Source organism: Streptomyces sp. WAC00040 (assembly GCF_056835925.1).
Map to the genome: position 1 here is coordinate 168,919 of NZ_JAKQZE010000002.1, position 19,419 is coordinate 188,337.

Here is a 19,419-nt window from a genome sequence, read left to right on the forward strand (position 1 = left end):
ACCTGCGTCAGGAGGCCCACGCCGTCCGGGCCCCCGAGCCCGATCCGGCCGGCTCCTCGGCGACCTCGGACGGCCGCCCTCCTCCCTGATGGACATCGGCGGCTTCGTCACCGCACGGGGAGAGGAGCACTTCGCGCTGCTCTTCATCGGGATCGCCGCCGGCGTGTGAGGCCACACATTCAACGTCGACGTCGTCACGCCGTCCCGGTAGTGAGGCGCTCCGGTCGCTGACCGGAGCGGGGGAGGCGAAGGGGGAGCGGGGGCCGGGGGAGAAGCGCCGGCGAGGGCGTCACACGCCCGTGGAGATCAGCTCGTCCGCAGGGGTGTTGACCGGCTGCGGGCAGCCGGTGAGGTCCATGACGAACAGGGGGACGCCGAGCTGGTCGGCGCGGGCACGGGCGTCGTCCGCGTAGCCGGCGAGGGAGAAGAAAACGCTCGCGGAGGACGAGCTGAGGCCGTTGAGCCACAGGCATTCGACGGCGCGCAGGGTCGCCGGTCTTGTCGTGGGGTCGACCTGGGCGACGATGCCGGGGCCCCTGAGGTCGATGCCGGACACGGGGCGGACCTCGGACTGGATCACGTCGCGGAAGCCCAGCCACTTGAGGTAGAGGGCCGCGGCGGTGACCGCGTCGCGCGCGGTGCGGATCGTCACCGGCCGGAACGAGGGCCGGGAGGCGACGGCCGTGCGCGGCAGCGATATGTGCCAGGGGCGCCGGAGACGGCTCGGCCCCTCGGCGGGGGCCGGCACCGGCCGGGTCCCGACGGGCCGGACCGGGACCCGCAGGACCGTGCCGCAGGGGCAGCCCAGCTCGGGCTGGGGCCACTGGTCCTGGCGGTCGCACTCGGGGCAGCGAACCGTCACCCAGTCGTCCGTCCAGGTGCGGTGCGTTATCGGCTCCGGCCGAGCGGCACGCAGCAGGGGCGCCGCGAGCGGGGCGCCGCAGGGGCACGGGTAGACGGGTGCCGCGAAGAGGTGGTCGCGGCGGCAGACCGGGCAGCGCACCGGAACGCTCTCGGTCATCGCGGCTCTCTCCCTCTCCTCGGTTGCCCCCATCGTCCATCAACGGCGCCCCGTTGGCGAGGTACTTCGCCGACTCGGCGGGCCGTCGGCCGCTGTGGCGGGCGTCCCTTGACGTGGCCCGGAGCGCGCCCTACATTGCTTCCGTATAGCAAAACTGAACTTCCATAATACGGAATATCGGCTCTCAGGTGGCGCGACAGAGCACGTTCCGACCGTTCCGACCAGATCCGACAGGCCGAAGCAGGAGCACCCCATGCCTCGAATGACCGCCGCCCGTGCGGCAGTTGAGATCCTCAAGCGTGAAGGCGTCACCCACGCGTTCGGTGTGCCGGGCGCAGCGATCAACCCCTTCTACAAAGCCCTCCAGGCCGGCGGCGGCATCGACCACACCCTCGCCCGCCACGTCGAGGGCGCGTCACACATGGCCGAGGGCTACACCCGTACCCGGCCGGGCAACATCGGCGTCTGCATCGGCACCTCCGGCCCCGCCGGCACGGACATGATCACCGGGCTGTACTCGGCGATCGGCGACTCCATCCCGATCCTGTGCATCACCGGCCAGGCCCCCACCTCCGTGATCCACAAGGAGGACTTCCAGGCCGTCGACATCGCCTCGATCGCGGGGCCGGTCACCAAGGCCGCCACGACCGTGCTGGAGGCCGCGCAGGTCCCCGGCGTGTTCCAGCAGGCCTTCCACCTGATGCGCTCCGGCCGCCCCGGCCCGGTGCTGATCGACCTGCCGATCGACGTCCAGCTCACGGAGATCGACTTCGACCCGGAGACGTACGAGCCGCTGCCGGTCTACAAGCCGGCCGCGACCCGGGCCCAGATCGAGAAGGCCATCGGCTTCCTGCTGGAGTCCGAGCGTCCGCTGATCGTCGCCGGCGGCGGCATCATCAACGCCGATGCCTCCGACCTGCTCGTCGAGTTCGCCGAGATCACCGGCACGCCCGTCATCCCCACTCTGATGGGCTGGGGCACCATCCCCGACGACCACGAGCTGAACGCCGGCATGGTCGGACTCCAGACGTCGCACCGCTACGGCAACGCGAACTTCCTCGAGTCCGACTTCGTCCTCGGCATCGGCAACCGCTGGGCCAACCGTCACACCGGCTACAAGCTCGACGTCTACACCAAGGGACGCAAGTTCGTCCACGTCGACATCGAGCCCACCCAGATCGGCAAGATCTTCGCCCCCGACTACGGCATCGCCTCCGACGCGAAGGCCGCCCTGGAGCTCTTCGTCGAGGTCGCGAAGGAACTGAAGGCCGCCGGCCGGCTGCCCGACCGCAGGGAGTGGGTCGACGCCACCAACGAGCGCAGGGCGACGCTCCAGCGGCGTACGCACTTCGACAACGTGCCGCTCAAGCCGCAGCGCGTGTACGAGGAGATGAACCGCGCGTTCGGACCCGAGACCCGGTACGTCACCACCATCGGTCTCTCGCAGATCGCGGGCGCCCAGATGCTGCACGTCTACCGGCCGCGCCACTGGATCAACTGCGGTCAGGCCGGCCCGCTCGGCTGGACGATCCCCGCCGCGCTCGGTGTGGCCAAGGCCGACCCGGAGGCCTCCGTCGTCGCCCTGTCCGGCGACTACGACTTCCAGTTCATGCTGGAGGAACTGGCCGTCGGCGCGCAGCACCGCATCCCGTACGTCCACGTCCTGGTGAACAACTCCTACCTGGGCCTGATCCGTCAGGCGCAGGCCGGCCTGGACATCAACTTCCAGGTCAACCTGGAGTTCGAGAACATCAACTCCCCCGAGATCGGCGTCTACGGCGTCGACCACGTCAAGGTCGTCGAGGGCCTCGGCTGCAAGGCGATCCGCGTCACCGAGCCGGACCAGCTGCTGCCGGCCTTCGAGGAGGCGAAGAAGATCGCCGCCGAGTACCGGGTCCCGGTCGTGGTCGAGGCGATTCTGGAGCGCGTCACCAATATCGCGATGAGCAAGACCGCTGACATCAGTGACGTCACCGAGTTCGAGGAGATCGCCACCGAGCCGGGCCACGCTCCGACCGCGATCAGGCCGCTGAAGGTCTGACCGCACCGCAAGCCCCCGAAGGGCCCGGTCCGCATCGGCGGACCGGGCCCTTCCGGCATGCGCCCGCGCTAGCGTGAGCGCATGGAAACGCTGGACGGACTGCCGCTGCTCGCCTTCGCCGGCCTGCCGGAGCTCGAGGCATGGCTCGAGGAGCACCACGGGACCGCACCCGGGCTGTGGGTCGAACTGGCGAAGAAGGGGTCCGGCGTGCCCTCGCCGAGCGCGGGCGACGTCAACGACGCGGCGCTCTGCTACGGCTGGATCACGGGCCTGCGACGCTCCCGCGACGACGTCCGCTACCTCCAGAAGATCACCCCCCGCCGGCCGCGCAGCACGTGGTCGCAGGTGAACGTCAAACGCGTCGAGGAGCTGAAGGCCGCGGGCCGGATGCGCGAGGCGGGACTCGCGGAGGTTGCCGCCGCGGAGGGGGACGGCCGCTGGGAGGCCGCGTACGCGTCGCAGCGCGACGCCGACGTGCCACCGGACCTGACGGCCGCCCTGCGGGAGAACCCGCGGGCGCGGGAGGCGTTCGAGAGCCTCGGCAGGACGGAGCGGTACCAGATCGTCCTCGGCCTGCTGAAGGCCCGGACGGACCGCACCCGCAAGGCCCGCCTGGAGCGGACGCTCGCCGCGCTGGCCTCCGGTGGCCCGGTTCGCTGACCCGCCGCGCCTGCCGACGGGCAGCTCGGTGCGCCGAATCGCTGTGCCGGGCTCCGGTGATGCGGTGCGCCGACCGCCGCGCGGCCTCGGACAGCCCCGGTGCGCGACCGGAACGCGGACCAGGGCCCGGCCGCTGTGCGATGGCCGGACCCTGATCTCGGGCGCGCGGCACGGGACCGTACCGGGCCGTGCACCCTGTCTGTGAAGTTGATGCCGCCCGACGGTGCGAGGCTGGCGCGACAGGACGTTCGCGCCGCCGGGCGGGGTCTTGGTGGGGTCGCCGCCCGAAGCGGCGAAGCCGCGATGCGGCGTGAAGGACCGGTCGTTCGCGCCGCGGGCGGGATCCTGCTGGTGCGTGAAGAGGGGACCGCGGCGGGGCGATCGGCTGCCGCGGACAACGTTCTTCAGGTCAGAACGGGTCCGGGAGCCTTCACCACCGCACTGGCATCGCACGCCGCCGCGGTCCTCGCTTCAGCCCGCTGCACGCACCACCCCTCATCCGGGTCCGTGCCGCGGGCTCACGCCCGGGGGCCGACCTCCGGTCGGTCCCCGGGCGCGGGTCTCGCTGTCAGTCCTCGCGCAGGGCGCGGACCGCCTCCTCCACGCGCTTGCCGTACTCGGGGTCGGCGGCGTGGAAGTGGGCCAGGTTCTTCTCGATGACGTCGTCGCGCGTGACCTGGGAGAGGCCGCCCGCGATGTTGGCCACGAGCCGGCCCTTCTCCTCCTCGGACATCAGCCGGTACAGCTCGCCCGCCTGGAAGAAGTCGTCGTCCTTGGTGTGCGCGGGCGCCTCGTGGGTGCCCGTCCAGCCGTGGACGGCGAGCGGGGCGGAGAGCGCCGCGTCGCTCTGGGCGGGCCCGGAGTAGGAGTTGGGCTCGTAGTTCTTGTCGTGGCGCGAGCCGTTGCGGGTCGCCATGAGGCCGTCACGGCCGTAGTTTTCCGCGACCGTCGCCTTCGGCGCGTTCACCGGCAGCTGGGTGTGGTTGACACCGAGGCGGTAGCGGTGGGCATCGGCGTAGGCGAACAGCCGGCCCTGGAGCATCTTGTCCGGCGAAGGGCCGATGCCCGGAACGAAGTTGTTGGGTGAGAACGCGGCCTGCTCGACCTCCGCGAAGACGTTGTCCGGGTTGCGGTCGAGGACCAGACGGCCGACCCGCTGCAACGGGTAGTCGGCGTGCGGCCACACCTTGGTGAGGTCGAACGGGTTGAAGCGGTAGTCGGCCGCCTCAGCCGCCGGCATGACCTGCACGTACAGCGTCCAGGACGGGTTCACCCCGCGCTCGATGGCCTGGAGCAGGTCCGTCTGGTGCGAGTCGGCGTCCTTGCCGACCAGCTCCGCCGCCTGCTCGGAGGAGAGCGAGCGCACGCCCTGGTTGGTCTTGAAGTGGTACTTCACGAAGAAGGCCTCGCCCGCCTCGTTGGTCCACTGGTAGGTGTGTGAGCCGTAGCCGTTCATGTGGCGGTACGAGGCGGGGATGCCGCGGTCGCCCATCAGCCAGGTCACCTGGTGCGTCGCCTCCGGGGCGTGCGCCCAGAAGTCCCATACGTTGTCCGGCTCCTGACGGCCCGTGAACGGGTCACGCTTCTGGGAGTGGATGAAGTCGGGGAACTTGATCGGGTCCTTGATGAAGAACACCGGGGTGTTGTTGCCGACGAGGTCGTAGTTGCCCTCCTCGGTGTAGAACTTCACGGCGAAGCCGCGGGGGTCACGGACGGCGTCCGCACCGCCGAGGGAGTCGGCGACGGTGGAGAAGCGCAGGAACGTCTCCGTGCGCTTGCCGACCTGGGAGAGGAAGTCCGCCTTCGTGTAGCCGGTGACGTCGTCGGTCACCTCGAAGTACCCGTACGCGCCGGAGCCGCGTGCGTGCACCACGCGCTCCGGGATGCGCTCACGGTTGAAGCGCGCGAGCTTCTCCAACAGGTGCTGGTCCTGAAGGAGGATGGGGCCACCGACGCCGGCGGTGGCGGAGTTCTGGTTGTCGGCGACGGGGGCGCCGGACTCGGTCGTAAGCACGCGCTTCGACATCGTGACCTTCCGTACGGGAGCTGCACTGGGGACGGTTCGAGGAGCGTAAATACGAGCCGAACGAAACGTCAACAGTTTGTTGAAAACGAAGGGAGGGGTTCCGGTCGGTGTCGACGCCTGGGCGCGACAGGACAGGTGTCGGCGCCGACACCGACCGGAAGTCTGCGGGGTCGTGGTCAGCCTGGGCAGGGGCCATGGACGGCGGTGCATGGTGGGGGCTGATCACGGGTCGGGGCCGCTCCACGGGGCCGTGATCGGCCTGGGCGGGGGCCCTGGACGGCTGGCGCCGCGTGAGGGCCGGCCGTGGCATGGGCCGCCGCCCGTGGTGGGCCGGCCCGTCATGGGCCGGCCGTCGTCCCCGGGGGCGGCGCGGGCGCCGGCGGGGTCAGGCCTGCGAGCCCGAGAGGCGCTCCACCCCGCGCAACAGGGCCGAGTGGTCCAGGCCGCCGTCGCCCTGGGCGCGCAGCGACGCGACCAGCTGGGCCACGACCGCGCCGACGGGCAGTGCCGCGCCGACGTTGCGAGCGGCGTCGGTGACGATGCCCATGTCCTTGTGGTGCAGGTCGATACGGAAGCCCGGCTTGAAGTCCCGGTTCAGGAAGTTGTCCTTCTTACGGGTCAGGACCGTCGAGCCGGCCAGGCCGCCGCCCAGCACGTCGAGCGCCGCCGAGAGGTTGACGCCGGACTTCTCCAGGAAGACCACGGCCTCCGCGCACGCCTGGATGTTGACGGCGACGATCAGTTGGTTGGCGGCCTTCACCGTCTGGCCTGAGCCGTGCGGGCCACAGAGCACGATGGTCTTGCCGAGCGCTTCCAGGATCGGCCTGGCGGTGTCGAAGTCGGCCTGCTCGCCGCCGACCATGATCGAGAGCACGGCCTCGATCGCGCCGGCCTCGCCGCCGGAGACGGGGGCGTCGAGGACGCGGATGCCCTTGTCGGCCGCGTTCCTCGCCAGGTCGACGGAGGTCTGCGGGGTGATCGAGGACATGTCGATCAGCAGCGCGCCCCGGCGCGCGTTCTCGAGGATGCCGTCGGGGCCGTAGGCGATGGCCTCGACCTGCGGGGAGGCCGGGACCATCGTGATGACGACGTCGGCGTCCTTGACGGCCTCGGCGATCGAGCCGGCCGCTGTGCCGCCCGCCGCCGCGAGGCGGTCGAGCTTGTCCTGCTCGAGCGTGTAGCCGGTGACGGAGTAGCCCGCCTTCAGCAGGTTCTCGGACATGGGGGAGCCCATGATGCCGAGTCCGATCCATGCGATCTTGGGGAGGGTGCTCATCGGGGGTACCTCTCTGAAAAAGCGTGCAGGGGAAGTCAGCGGGCGGCGCGCGCCCCGGCCGGCAGCCAGTCGAACGACCCGGCGCTCGGGCGGTCGCCGGCCTTGTACTCCAGGCCGACCCAGCCCTCGTAACCGGCCTTCTTGAGGCCGTCGAGGAGCTGCTCCAGCGGGAGCGAGCCGGTGCCGGGGGCGCCGCGGCCCGGGTTGTCGGCGATCTGGACGTGACCGGTCTTCTCGGTGTAGTCGTCGATGACCCGGGCGACGTCCTCGCCGTTCATGGACAGGTGGTAGATGTCCAGGAGGAACTTGGCGTTGCCGAGGCCGGTGGCGGCGTTGACCTTGTCGATCACGTCGATCGCCGCCGGGGCGCTGACCAGCGGGTACAGCGGCGACTCGGGCTTGTTGAGCGTCTCGACCAGCAGGATCGCCCCGACGCGGTCGGCGGCGCGGGCGGCGAGCACCAGGTTCTCCAGGGCCAGGGCGTCCTGGACCTGCGGGTCGGCGCCGTCGACGCGGTTGCCGTAGAGGGCGTTGAGGGCCTTGCAGCCCACCGACGCCGCGAAGTCCGCCGCCACCTCGATGTTGGCGCGGAAGCGGTCGGACTCGTCGCCGGGCACGGAGAGCGCGCCGCGGTCGGGGCCGGGCAGCTGCCCGGCGTAGAAGTTCAGTCCCACCAGCTGGGTGCCGGCGTCGTCGAGTGCCTTCTTCAAGGCGTCGAGTTCGGCTTGCGGCGGGGTGGGGGTCTCGATCCACGGCCACCACAGCTCGACCGCGGTGAAGCCGGCCGCGGCGGCGGCTGCCGGGCGCTCCAGCAGCGGGAGTTCCGTGAAGAGGATCGAGAGGTTCACGTCGTAGCGGTGGTCGCTGTATCCCATGGGGTTGTGCGCCCCTTCCGTATTGCGGAAGTCTCTTTCTGTCTGACGGAATAATCTCCGGGCGGAGTCACAGCTGTCAAGAGCGACCACGAAAAAGCGCCTCCCGAGCGGGCCGTCGGAAGGCGGGTCAGGCCTTCTTCCGTCCCTGCTCGGGAGGCGTGCGGGGGCGTCCCCCGCGTCCTGGGGATGGTCCTCAGAGCGCGTCGACGGCACTCACCTTCCAGCCGCCCGACGTACGGACCATCGTCATCCGGACCCGGTTCAGGTCGACCCGCGACCCGTTGACCTGGGTACTGGTGGTGACCTGGTTGACGAACAGCAGCACCACGGCCCGGTCGGGCGACACGGACACCACCGAAGCGGCGGGTGCGCCGCCGTCCGGGGGCGCGGCCACGCTCGCCTTGACGACCCCGCGGTACTTCTTCGCGGTGGGCCCCACCACCTTGCTCGTGGTCCTGGCGTACTCCTCCTCGAAGGCGCCGGTCAGATGGCCGCGCGCCGCGGCGAAGTCCGCCTCCAGCCTGCGGTGGTCGTACGACAGCACCACGGGCGCCGCCTTCCTCGCCGCCGCGACCGCCTCGGTCCGTGCCGCGTCGGCACGCCGCCCCTCGGCGTACTCCCACCCCACCACGCCCACCGCGGTCAGCCCGAGGACCACCAGGACGGCCAGCAGGGCGCACAGCCGGGCCCGCCGGCGTCGACGGCGCTCGGGCAGGAGCGCCGCGGCCTCATCCGCCAGTACGACAGGCCCCACATGCTGGTTCTCGTCCCGGCGGGCCTGCGACGCGTCGTCGGGGGCCTCGAGCCGCCTGGAAGCCGGGGCACGCGGTGGATCGAGCACGGTGGAGCCGCCCGGACCCGGCCGGACCCTGTCCGACCGCTTTGCGGCCGCACGCGCGGCCGCCGACATGGCACGACGGCCGGGAGAGGTGGAGCCACGGCCCCGGATGGTCGGGTTCGCCACGGTCTTGCTCCTCACTACTGCTGGTACGGGTGTGAGCTCGGGCGTGCCGCCCGCCGGGTCAGCCGACGAACTCGACATCGGACGTCAGCCAGCGGCCCTTCTCGAGGACGAGATCGAGCTGCAGCCGGTAGGTACGGGACTGCCCCTCCGGCGCGGCCTCGTTCGTCACCTTGCTGTCGGCGACGACCAGCACCCGCGCCGAGCGCTCGTCGGCCCGCGCTATGCCCGCCTCGAGCACCTGTCCCTCCGAGACGGACCTGTTTGCGGCGACCAGCTTGGTCAACTCGCCTGTCTGCGCGGCGAACTGCTCCTTGAAGTCGCCCGTCGCGCCCTTCAGCACGTTCGCGCTGTCCCGCTCGTAGTGCCGGTAGTCCAGCGACGTGAAGTTCAGCGCGGACTGGCGGGCGGCGGCCAGGATGTCCTGGTTCCGCTGCGCCTGCGCGCGCTGCTCGTACACCTCGACGCACAGCCAGCCGCTGAGGGCCGTGACCGCTACGGTCGCCACGGCGAGCGTGGCCGGCAGTGCCCTGCCGCGCCGCGCGGCCGCGGCTGTCCTGCCGCCGATCCGCCGCAGCGCCGCCAAGAGCCGGGGCCGCCGCCCTCGGGGCGTGTCGTCCTCGCCCGCGGTGTCCCCGGGGGCGCTCTCCTCGGGCGCGCTGCCCTTGCCGACGCCGTCCTCCGCCGCGCTTTCGCCGCGTGCCGCGTCCACGGGCGCGGTGTCCTCGCGTGCGTCGTCCGCGCTCATGCCATCGGTCCCACGAGCAGCCATTGCCACGAGTCCTTTCCGGACGTGCTCAGTTCTCCGCCCGTCGAGCCGATCTCGAGGAGCGTGCCGCCCGGCCCGGCGAGGGTGCCGGTCTCCGGGTCGTACGGGGTGACGTGCGCCGCCTGCCGCGCGCCGCCGGACCGCGCAGGGCCCGGCGCGTTCTGCGCGCCGCGCACGGAGGTGCCGCTGCCGCGCGGCTCGGTGCAGCGCGCCCCGGTGTCGGCGGGCCGCTGAGACGTGTCCGCCGGGTCGCGCCGCTGGGTGCCGTACCCCTTTCGGCACGGCGGCGGGTCGTCGGCGTTCACGACCATGCCGAAGTGGGTGGTGCCGTCGCCGGGGATCACGGTGTAGCTGCCGGCGACGATCACCGGGAACGTCACCAGCGCCTGCTCGACACCGGGCAGGCGCGCCACCGTGACCTGGCCGCCGCTGATCAGGTTGGAGAGCAGCACCGGCAGATGCGTCTCGTTGGACCTCAGCAGCGAGTCGACCTCCTGCGCCGCCGGGGCGGTGTTGCCGACCAGCCGCCGCAGATCACCGTCGCGTGCCTTCAGTTCCGCGGTCAGCGCGGCCAGGTCGCGGGAGAACGACTTGATGGCCGACCCCTTGTCGCTCTGGGTCTTCAGCACCACACGTGAGTCCTCGATGAGCGAAGTCGTCTCCGGAAGGTTCTCGGAGGCCGACTCGACCAGCAGGTTCCCGGAGTCCACCAGCCTGCTCAGATGCGGCCCGGTGCCGGCGAACGCCTTGCCGAGTTCGTCGACCGTGACCCGCAGATCGTCCTTGCCGACCGAGTTGACCAGCCGGTCCAGGCTGAGGACGAGCGCCGTAGTGGGCAGCGGGACCCTGGTGTCGGCGCGCGGGATCTCGCTGCCCTCGTTCAGATACGGGCCGCCGGAGCGGCGCGGCTGGAGGTCGACGTACTGCTCGCCGACCGCGGAACGGTTCGCCACCACGGCCAGCGTGTCCGCCGGTATCCGGGTTCCGTCCTCGATGTCCAGCGCCACGGAGACACCGTCCGTGCCGGCGAGGTGCAGCTCCCCGACCCGGCCCACCGGAACGCCCCGGTAGGTGACCTCGGCGCCCTGGAAGATGCCACCGGAATCGGCGAAGTCGGCCCGCACGGTGTAGCCGCGGTCCAGCACGCTGTCCACCAGGCCGGTGTAGCGGGCGCCGACGTACGAGCAACCCACCGCTGTGACAGCGGCGAAGGCGATCAGCTGGGCCCTGACCGTACGTGTGATCACGGCTGCATCCCCTTCAGCATCAGTTCGGCCAGTGCCAGGTCGATCCCCGCGGGCAGCCGCCGTCCGTCGCCGCCCGTGTGGGCGACCTGGCTGCCGGTGCACACCGGCGGACACAGCGGCCCGTCGCCGCCGGGGGGCGTCGGTGCGCCCGGCGTCGGCGCGCCGGGAACCTCGGGGGGCGTGGTCGGCAGGGGCGCTCGCGGCAGGCCGGGCACCTCGGGCAGATCGGGCGTGCCGGGAAGCTGCGGCGGCTCCGGTGTCTGCGGACCGCCCGGGCCCGGCGGTTGCTCCGCGAGGTTGCCGTAGACGCTCGCGAGGTCCAGATCCGCGGTGATCTTGAGGTTGACGTAGTCGCCCTTGATGGCGCCGGTCACGTTCCGGGGGAACGGATAGGTCGTCAGGAGCTCCAGGGAATCGGGGAGATCGCTGCCGGCCTTGTTCAACTGCTGCAGGATCGGCTGGAGGCTCTTGAGGTTGGCCACCGTGTCCGCGCGGGAGGTGTTGATCACCTTGGTGCCCGTCTTCCCCAGCTCGGAGAGCGAGGTCAGCATCGCCGTCAGGTCGCTGCGCTGGTCGGCCAGGACCTTCAGCGCGCCGGGCACCGTGTCCACGGCCTGCGCGATCGTCTTCTTCTCCGCGGCCAGCCGCTTCGCCAGCCGGTCGATGCCCTTGAGCGCCCGGACGATCTCCTTGCGCTGCTTGTCGAGCCCGCCGATGAACGTGTCCAGCTCGCCGAGCAGGTCCTTGACCCGGTTCTCCCGGCCCTCCAACGCCTTGTTCAGCTCGACGGTGATCGTCTTGAGCTGCGCCACGCCGCCGCCGTTCAGCAGTGCGGAAAGGGCGGAGAGCACCTCCTCGATCTCGGGGTTGCGTCCGGTGCGTGACAGCGGGATGCGCGCACCGTCGGTGAGCCGCCCACTGGCCTCGATGCCGACCGGCGGGGACAGGGCCACGTACTTCTCGCCGAGCATGCTGGTCTGCCGCAGCTCTGCGACGGCGTTGCCGGGCAGCTTCACGTCGTCCGCGATACGCAGGCGTACCCGAGCGTGCCAGCCGACCAGTTCCACCTTCTCGACCGCACCCACGGTGACGTTGTTGACCTTCACCGCCGACTGCGGTACCAGGTCGAGGACGTCCCTGAAGTCGGCCGTCACGTGGTAGGCCTTGCCGTCGGCGGCGGCGCCTCCGGGCAGGTCCACGTCGTACAGGCCGTTGAAGTCGCAACCTGTGAGCAGTACGGAGCCCATGGCGGTGGCCAGGGCCACGGCCCGGTGCATGCGGGGTGCGCTCATGCGCGTGCCTCCAGGATTCCGCCGAGCGTCCGGTCGACCTGGCCGGAGCCCGGCACCGCGCCGGCGTGCGGCACCTCGGGCAGCGCGTCGAACAGCTCGTCCAGCTCCGCGCAGTCGGGGTTCTCGCCCCCCGCATCGCCCGTCGTCCTCAGCAGCGAGCACAGCAGCGCCGCCGGATCCTGCGAATGATCGGGGTTGTTGCGGGTGTCGAGAGTTCCGGAGGACGGGTTGTAGGCGTTCTGGAGGTTGGAAAGGCCGGTGGGCGCGACCTCCAGCAGTTCGGCCAGCGCCGCCCGTTGGGTCACCAGCACCTTGGTGACCTTGCTGAGTCCCTTCACGTCCTCGGTCAGCGCCTTCTTGTTGTTCTTCACGAACCGGGAGACGTCGCCGAGCGCCGCCCCCAGATGCCTGAGGGCCGCCGCGAGGTCCTTGCGCTCCCCGGCGAGCTGATCGGCGACCGCCGCGAGGCTGTCGTTGAACGACCGCACGCTCTTGTCGTCGGCCGCGAGCGCCGCGGTGAACACCTGAAGATTGCGTACGGTCCCGAACAGGTCGTCCCGGCCGTCCGAGAGCGTGGTGACGGCGAGGGACAGATCCTCCACCGTCCCGTGCAGCTGGTCGCCCTGGCCGTCGAGATTGGCGGCGCTCACCCCCAGCAGCCGCGCGAGCGAGCCGTCCTCGTTGGCGCCCTTCGGACCGAGCGCCTCGGCCGTCGTGTGGAGGCTGTCGAAGACCCGGTCCAGCTCCACCGGCACGGCCGTGCGGCTCTGAGGGATCACCGCGCCGTCGCGCATCACGGGCCCGCCCCGGTACACCGGCAGCATCTGCACGTAACGGTCACTGACCACCGAGGAGTTGATGATGGCGGCCTGGGCGTCGGCGGGAATCCTGCGCCCGGGCTCGTACTCGAGCTCCACGCGCACCCGGCCGCCCTCGGGAACGATCTCGGTCACCTCACCGACGCGTACGCCGAGCACCCGCACGTCCGAGCCCGGGTAGATGCCCACGGTGCGCGGGAAGTACGCGGTGACGCGGACCGGCTCCTCTCGTGGCCACAGTACGACCGCGGCGCAGACCAGCAGCGCCGCGACGACGGCGGCGGCCGTCAGCCGGGCCGTACGGCCCTTCGGGTCGAAGCGGATACGGCCCTTCATCGCGAGCCTCCTGTCCGGGGGACCACCGGAGCGGCGACCATGTTCTGGATGTAGCTGTCGAACCAGCGGCCGTTGCCGAGGGTGTTGGTGAAGACCCGCACGTACGGGGCGAGCAGCGCGACGCTGCGGTCGAGGCTCGCCTGGTTGCGCTCCAGCATCCGCACCACCTGGTTCAGCCCGCTCAGCGCCGGGCCGATCTCCTTCTCGTTGTCCGCGACCAGGCCGGAGAGCTGAATGCCGAGTGCGGCCGAGCTCTTGAGCAGCGCGTGGATCGCCGCCCGGCGCCGTGTGATCTCCTTGAACAGCGCGTCGCCGTCCTTGACCAGGGTGGTGAACTCACCGGACCGTTCGGAGAGGATCTTGGTGACCGAGTCGGCGTGCTTCAGCAGCTCGCGCAGATCCTCGTCACGCGAGGCCACCGTCTTCGAGATCCTCGACAGGCCCTTGATGGACGCACGTACCTCTTCGGGCGAGTCCTCGAAGGTCGTCGAGATCGTGTCCAGAGCCTTCGCCAACTGCTCCGTGTCGACCTTTTCGCTGGTCGTCGTCAGATCGCTGAAGGCCTGGACGACGTCGTAGGCCGGGGTGGTGCGCTCCAGCGGGATCTCGCTGCCGGGCCGAAGCTGTCCCGACCCCTTCGGATGCAGGGCGAGGTACTTCGCGCCCAGGATCGTCTTGATTCGGATGGCCGCGCCGGTCCTCGTGCCGAACTCCGGCTCGCCCTTGACCTTGAAGGTGACCTTCACATGGTCTCCGTCGAGGTCGACCGCGTCGACCTTGCCGACCTTGACCCCGGCGATGCGCACCTCGTCACCCGGCTTGAGTCCGCCGGCCTCCGAGAAGGCCGCGCTGTACGTCTCGCCGTTGCCGATCACCGGCAGGCTGTCGGCGTTGAACGCGGCGGTCGTCAGCAGTGCGAGCGTGGTGAGGCCGACCGCGCCGATCACGACCGGGTTGCGGTCGCGGAACGGTGTGCGGGGAAGGAGCCGTATCTTCATCCGCCGCACCTCGCCCGCGCCACGTGCAGCTCCGGGGTGATCACCTCTCGGGTCTTCGGCAGCACGATCCGGCCGTCGAAGTCACAGAGGTAGAAGTTGAACCAGGAACCGTACGAGGCGGTCCCCGTCAGCTTGTCGAGCTTGTTCGGCAGCCGCTTCAGCACGCCCTCCACGGTTTTCTCGTTGTCGTTCAGCGTCTTGGTCAGGTCCCTCAGCTCGGCGATGTCGCCCCGCAGCGGCGGCCGTGCGTCCTCGAGCAGACCGGAGGTCGCCTCGGTCAGCGCGCCGATGTTCTCCAGTGAGGACCCGATCGGCTTGCGGTCGGCGGACAGGCCGGAGATCAGCCGCTGGAGCTGCTTGAGCAGTCCGGAGAACCGGGCGCCTCGGTTGTCGAGGGTCTGCAGCGTGGTGTTGAGGTTGTCGATCACCGACCCGATCAGCTCGTCCCGGTCGGCGAGGGTCGTGGTCAGGGACGCGGTGTGCGCGAGGAGGCTGTCGACCGTTCCGCCCTCGCCCTGCAACGTCTTGATGATCTCGGTGGCGAGCTGGTTGACGTCTTTCGGACTGAGCGCGGCGAACAGCGGCTTGAAGCCGCCGAGCAGGGCGTTCAGGTCGAGCGCCGGCTGGGTCCGGGCCAGCGGGATGGTGGCGCCGGGCTTCAGCCGTGTGCCGTCGCCCGCGCCCTCCGTCAGGGCGACGTAGCGCTGTCCGACCAGGCTCCGGTAGCGGATGACCGCTCCGGTGCTGGTCAGCAGCGGCCGGTCGCGGGTGACGCTGAACGTCACCTCCGCCAGCGTGCGGTCCTTGATGCGGATGGCCTCGACCTCGCCGACGCGCACTCCGGCGACGCGGATGTCGTCACCCTCCTCGAGGCTGGTGACATCGCTGAACACGGCACGGTAGGTGTGCTCCGGGGTGAAGGAGATGTTGACGATCGTCGCCGCGAGCAGCGTCGTCGCCAGGACCGTCACCGCGGCGAAGAGAAGGAACTTGACCAACGGTGCCGCGGTCGCGGTGGCTCGTGACGCCTTCATGCCACACTCACCGCCGTCCCGCGTGCCATGGGCCCGAACAGCAGCGTCGCCACGGCGGGAACCCGGTCGGCGGGCACCCCCAGGACCGGCGCGACCAGCGAGCCCACGGCCCGCTGCTCCGCCGCCGTCGCGGAGACCGGCCCGGCTCCTGGCGGGCCGCCGGCAGCGACGTCCTTCGTACCGTCGTCGAGCTTGGTGTGCCCCGCCGGCACGGAAGGGCCAGGGATGCCTCGGCAGTTCGGGCCGGAGCGCTCGGCATAGCGCGGTTCCTCACCGGGTCGGTACGCGGGTCGCGGATGGACGAATTCGAGGGTGATGCGCATCTCGCCGCCCGCGAACGCCTTCTCCGACTCCCTGCTCTGGCGCTCGAGGCCTTCGAGCAGGCACGGGTACTCGGGCGAGTAGCGGGCGAACAGGGCGAGCGTCGGGCGGGAGACACGGCCCAGGGTGATCAGCCGCTCGCCGTTGTCGTCGAAGAACTGCTCCGCCGTGCCGGCGACCTTCGCCGTTCCCGTCAGGGCGGCGGCCAGCTGCTCGCGCTTCTCCACGATGGTGCGGCTCGTGGTGACCGAGTCGCGCAGGATGTTCATCAGGTCCGGTGCCGCGTCGCCGTAGACCTCGGCGACATCGGCGAAGCGGGAGATGTCCTCCTGGAGGGAGGGCATATGGGGGTTGAGCTCGGCCAGATAGCGCTCCAGCCGTACGAGGTTGTCGCCGATGCGGTCGCCCCGCCCCTCCAGCGCGGTGGAGAACGCGTGCAGCGTGGCGTTGAGATCGGCGGGCCGAACGGTGCGCAGCAGCGGCAGCAGATCGTTCATCAGATGCTGCACCTCGATGCCCGCCCGGGTGCGGTCCTGGGTGATGACGTCCCCGGCCCGGATGTGCCGGCCCGAGGAGCCGCCCGGCACCACCAGGTCGACGAACTTCTCGCCGAACAGCGTCTTCGGCAGCAGCCGGGCGTGCACATCGGCCGGGATGCGCGACACGTGCTCCGGCTTCAGCGCGATGTCGAGCGTCGCCTTATCCCCGTCGGCCCGCACCTCGCGCACCTCGCCGACGAGCAGTCCCCGCAGCTTGACGTCGGCTCTCGGATCGAGCTGGTTGCCCAGCGTGTCGGCCTCCAGCGTGACGCGCACGACCGACGTGAACACCTGCTGGTACGTGGCCACCGCCAGCGACAGCAGCAGCGCGATGACGGCGAGGAACACCATCCCGTACAGCCGCAGTCGGCCGGCGTGCGCCGCGGCGCTTCCCTCTCTGCTCATCGGCCCTTACCCCGCTATCCGTACGGTCGTGTTGGCGCCCCAGATCGCCAGGCTGAGGAAGAAGTCGAGAATGTTGATCGCCACGATCGACGTGCGCACGGCGCGGCCCACGGCGACCCCGACACCGGCCGGGCCGCCGCTCGCGTAGTAGCCGTAGTAGCAGTGCACCAGGATGATCACGACGGCGAAGACGATCACCTTGCCGAAGGACCACAGGACGTCGACCGGCGGCAGGTACTGCTGGAAGTAGTGGTCGTAGGTGCCTGCCGACTGCCCGTAGTAGCCGGTGGTGATGGTGCGGGCCGCGAAGTACGAGGACAGCAGCCCCACCACGTAGAGCGGGATCACCGCGACGAAACCGGCGATCATCCGCGTCGTCACCAGGAACGGCAGCGACGGGACGCCCATCACCTCCAGCGCGTCGGTCTCCTCGCTGATCCGCATCGCGCCCAGCTGCGCGGTGAACCCGGCGCCGACCGTCGCGGACAGCGCCAGGCCCGCCACCAGGGGCGCGATCTCCCGGGTGTTGAAGTACGCGGAGAGGAAGGCCACGAAGTTCGACGTGCCGAGCTGGTTGAGCGCCGCGTAGCCCTGGAGGCCGACCTCGGTGCCGGTGAAGAACGACAGGAACGCGATCACCCCGACGGTCCCGCCGACGACGGCGAGCGCCCCGCGCCCGAAACTCACCTCCGCGAGCAGCCGGAGGATCTCCTTCTTGTAGCGGCGCAGTGTCCGGCCGGTCCAGGCCAGCGAACGGCCGTAGAAGACCAGCTGCCTGCCCAGCTCCTCGAGCTGCGGCGGCAGCAGACGATTGATCAGCGGCATCGCTCAGCCCCTCTGCGGAACGATCTGGAAGTACACGGCGGTCATCACGAAGTTCGTCACGAACAGCAACATGAAGGTGATCACCACCGACTGGTTCACCGCGTCGCCGACGCCCTTCGGGCCGCCCTTCGCGGTCAGCCCCTTGTACGAGGCGACGATCGCCGCGATCGCCCCGAACACCAGGGCCTTGAGCTCCGCCGCCCACAGGTCGGAAAGCTGGGCGAGCGTGGTGAACGAGGCCAGATAGGCGCCAGGGGTGCCGTTCTGCAGCACCACGTTGAAGAAGTAGCCGCCCGCCACCCCGACCACCGACACGAGGCCGTTGAGCAGCACCGCCACCAGCATGGTGGCCAGCACCCGCGGCACGACCAGCCGGTGGATCGGGTCGATGCCCAGCACTTGCATCGCGTCGATCTCCTCGCGGATCTTCCGCGCTCCGAGATCCGCGCAGATCGCCGTACCGCCCGCGCCCGCGATCAGCAGCGCGGTCACGATCGGCGACGCCTCCCGCAGCACCGCGAGGACGGAGGCCGCGCCCGAGAACGACTGCGCGCCCAGTTGCCTCGTCAGAGAGCCGATCTGCAACGCGATCACCGCTCCGAACGGGATCGACACCAGCGCCGTCGGCAGGATCGTCACACTCGCGACGAACCACGCCTGCTGGATGAACTCCCTGACCTGGAAAGGCCGCTTGGGGATCGTGCGCAGCACGTCCAGCCCCATGGCGAACAGGCTGCCCGACTGCCGCAGCGCCCCGACGGGCGACAGGCTCATGCGTCGCCCGCCCTTCCGCGCACCGACGCCCGCAGCCGCCGCAGCGCCTCACGGTCCGCGATCTCCGCCCAGCGGGGCGGCCGTTCGATGCCCTCGGTCGGCAGCAGCCGCGGCGTCAGCTCGAGCAAGCCCGGTACGCCGGCGTCCGCCGCCTCACCGAGCTGCGCGAGCTCCTGCTCCACCTGGGCGGCGTCCTTCTCCTCCGCCATGCCGATCGGTCCCTGCATCCGCCCGCCCAGGAACTGCCGCACCACGGGCTCTTCGCTGGTCAGCAGCTGCTCCCGCGGGCCGAACATCACCAGTTCGCGGCGGAACAACAGCCCGATGTTGTCGGGGACCTGGCGGGCCGAGGCGATGTCGTGGGTGACGATGAGGAACGTGGCGTCGATCTGCGCGTTGAGATCGACGATCAGCTGGTTGAGGTACGCCACGCGCACCGGATCGAGACCCGAGTCCGGCTCGTCGAACAGGATGATCTCCGGGTCGAGCACCAGGGCCCGCGCCAGTCCGGCCCGCTTGCGCATACCGCCGGATATCTCGCCGGGCAGTTTGTCCTCGGCGCCGATCAGACCGACCATGTCCATCTTCTCGAGCACGATCCGGCGGATCTCGCCCTCCGGCTTGCGGGTGTGCTCGCGCAGCGGGAAGGCGATGTTGTCGTAGAGGTTCATCGAACCGAACAGCGCGCCGTCCTGGAACAGCACGCCGAACAGCTTCCGCACCTCGTAGAGCTCGTGCTCCCGCAGCGTCGTGATGTCCTGCCCGGCGATCCGGATGGACCCCCGCTCGGGTTTCAGCAGCCCCACGAGCGTCTTCAGGAACACGGACTTGCCGGTCCCGGAGGGCCCCAGCATGACGGAGACCTCCCCGGCGGGCAGCGTCAGGGAGACGTCCTGCCAGATGACCTGGCGCCCGAAGGACTTGGTGAGCCCTTCCACGCAGATCTCGACACCCATCCGGTACACCCTTCAGCCGTGGAGCGGTCCGACAACTGCTCTACGGGGAGGGGAGGGGCGTCCGTCGCGACGGGACGAAGATTTTTTCGACGGGGTTTCGCGGGGGTGTCGGGACGGGTCCGGGTGCCGCCCGGGGCGGGCTTGTTTCCCACCCCGCCCCTTCCCGCGGTACCGATGTGCGGCTCCGCCGCGTGGCGGGGCAACGGCCTTCGGCCGTGCCCACGATCTCCCCTACCGCCCGGCGG

The 19,419-nt window shown here is 70.6% G+C and carries 17 protein-coding genes and 1 pseudogene; 3 read left to right on the top strand and 15 right to left on the bottom strand.

Annotated elements, in window-relative coordinates:
* Positions 1-43: 43 nt before the first annotated feature.
* Positions 44-169 (top strand): annotated as a pseudogene (locus MDN94_RS19980) (oxidoreductase); the annotation flags it as partial.
* A 120-nt stretch (positions 170-289) separates the two neighbouring features.
* On the opposite strand, the gene MDN94_RS19985 reads toward MDN94_RS19980, so the two are convergent.
* Positions 290-1,021: a hypothetical protein gene (locus MDN94_RS19985; protein WP_482727254.1), complete on the bottom strand. Its 732-nt coding sequence runs from the start codon at positions 1,019-1,021 to the stop codon at positions 290-292.
* 253 nt (positions 1,022-1,274) lie between these two features.
* Between MDN94_RS19985 and gcl the strand changes: the two genes are divergently transcribed.
* On the top strand, positions 1,275-3,062 hold the full coding sequence (gene gcl, locus MDN94_RS19990; protein ID WP_482727255.1) for a glyoxylate carboligase: 1,788 nt from the start codon (positions 1,275-1,277) through the stop codon (positions 3,060-3,062).
* Positions 3,063-3,143: 81 nt separating this feature from the next.
* Positions 3,144-3,722, top strand: coding sequence for a YdeI/OmpD-associated family protein (locus tag MDN94_RS19995; protein WP_482727256.1), 579 nt, complete (start codon positions 3,144-3,146; stop codon positions 3,720-3,722).
* Positions 3,723-4,290: 568 nt separating this feature from the next.
* On the opposite strand, the gene MDN94_RS20000 is transcribed toward MDN94_RS19995, so the two are convergent.
* The 14 genes from MDN94_RS20000 to MDN94_RS20065 all read right to left on the bottom strand — a co-directional run bounded on the left by MDN94_RS20000 (position 4,291) and on the right by MDN94_RS20065 (position 19,174).
* Complete coding sequence (locus MDN94_RS20000) at positions 4,291-5,748, bottom strand: catalase (RefSeq protein ID WP_482727257.1); 1,458 nt, start codon at positions 5,746-5,748, stop codon at positions 4,291-4,293.
* Positions 5,749-6,133: 385 nt separating this feature from the next.
* Positions 6,134-7,024, bottom strand: coding sequence for a 2-hydroxy-3-oxopropionate reductase (locus tag MDN94_RS20005; RefSeq protein ID WP_482727258.1), 891 nt, complete (start codon positions 7,022-7,024; stop codon positions 6,134-6,136).
* Between the two features lie 35 nt (positions 7,025-7,059).
* Entirely contained in the window at positions 7,060-7,899 is an 840-nt protein-coding gene (locus MDN94_RS20010; RefSeq protein ID WP_482727259.1) for a TIM barrel protein, read from the bottom strand.
* 193 nt (positions 7,900-8,092) lie between these two features.
* A complete protein-coding gene (locus MDN94_RS20015) occupies positions 8,093-8,863 on the bottom strand; it encodes a hypothetical protein (protein ID WP_482727260.1) in 771 nt (256 codons plus the stop codon).
* A 58-nt stretch (positions 8,864-8,921) separates the two neighbouring features.
* Entirely contained in the window at positions 8,922-9,608 is a 687-nt protein-coding gene (locus MDN94_RS20020; protein WP_482727261.1) for a hypothetical protein, read from the bottom strand.
* Positions 9,605-10,876 carry an MCE family protein gene (locus MDN94_RS20025; protein ID WP_482727262.1) on the bottom strand — a complete coding sequence of 424 codons (1,272 nt, stop codon included), beginning with the start codon at positions 10,874-10,876 and terminating at the stop codon, positions 9,605-9,607. Before MDN94_RS20025 ends, MDN94_RS20020 begins: the two co-directional genes overlap by 4 nt.
* Complete coding sequence (locus MDN94_RS20030) at positions 10,873-12,168, bottom strand: MCE family protein (protein WP_482727263.1); 1,296 nt, start codon at positions 12,166-12,168, stop codon at positions 10,873-10,875. Before MDN94_RS20030 ends, MDN94_RS20025 begins: the two co-directional genes overlap by 4 nt.
* Positions 12,165-13,322: an MCE family protein gene (locus MDN94_RS20035; RefSeq protein WP_482727264.1), complete on the bottom strand. Its 1,158-nt coding sequence runs from the start codon at positions 13,320-13,322 to the stop codon at positions 12,165-12,167. Before MDN94_RS20035 ends, MDN94_RS20030 begins: the two co-directional genes overlap by 4 nt.
* The gene (locus tag MDN94_RS20040) at positions 13,319-14,320 is read right to left on the bottom strand and encodes an MCE family protein (protein ID WP_482727265.1); all 1,002 of its coding nucleotides are present in this window, start codon (positions 14,318-14,320) and stop codon (positions 13,319-13,321) included. Before MDN94_RS20040 ends, MDN94_RS20035 begins: the two co-directional genes overlap by 4 nt.
* Positions 14,317-15,354 (bottom strand): MCE family protein, encoded by a 1,038-nt coding sequence (locus MDN94_RS20045; protein ID WP_482727266.1) that lies wholly within the window; start codon positions 15,352-15,354, stop codon positions 14,317-14,319. The genes MDN94_RS20040 and MDN94_RS20045 overlap by 4 nt, the downstream gene beginning before the upstream one ends.
* Positions 15,351-16,619 carry an MCE family protein gene (locus MDN94_RS20050; RefSeq protein ID WP_482727267.1) on the bottom strand — a complete coding sequence of 423 codons (1,269 nt, stop codon included), beginning with the start codon at positions 16,617-16,619 and terminating at the stop codon, positions 15,351-15,353. The genes MDN94_RS20045 and MDN94_RS20050 overlap by 4 nt, the downstream gene beginning before the upstream one ends.
* Before the next feature lie 6 nt (positions 16,620-16,625).
* The gene (locus tag MDN94_RS20055; RefSeq protein WP_482727268.1) at positions 16,626-17,444 is read right to left on the bottom strand and encodes an MlaE family ABC transporter permease; all 819 of its coding nucleotides are present in this window, start codon (positions 17,442-17,444) and stop codon (positions 16,626-16,628) included.
* 3 nt (positions 17,445-17,447) lie between these two features.
* Positions 17,448-18,218 carry an MlaE family ABC transporter permease gene (locus tag MDN94_RS20060; protein WP_159685103.1) on the bottom strand — a complete coding sequence of 257 codons (771 nt, stop codon included), beginning with the start codon at positions 18,216-18,218 and terminating at the stop codon, positions 17,448-17,450.
* Positions 18,215-19,174, bottom strand: a complete 960-nt coding sequence (locus MDN94_RS20065) for an ABC transporter ATP-binding protein (RefSeq protein WP_482727269.1) — start codon at positions 19,172-19,174, stop codon at positions 18,215-18,217. The genes MDN94_RS20060 and MDN94_RS20065 overlap by 4 nt, the downstream gene beginning before the upstream one ends.
* Positions 19,175-19,419 lie beyond the last annotated feature (245 nt).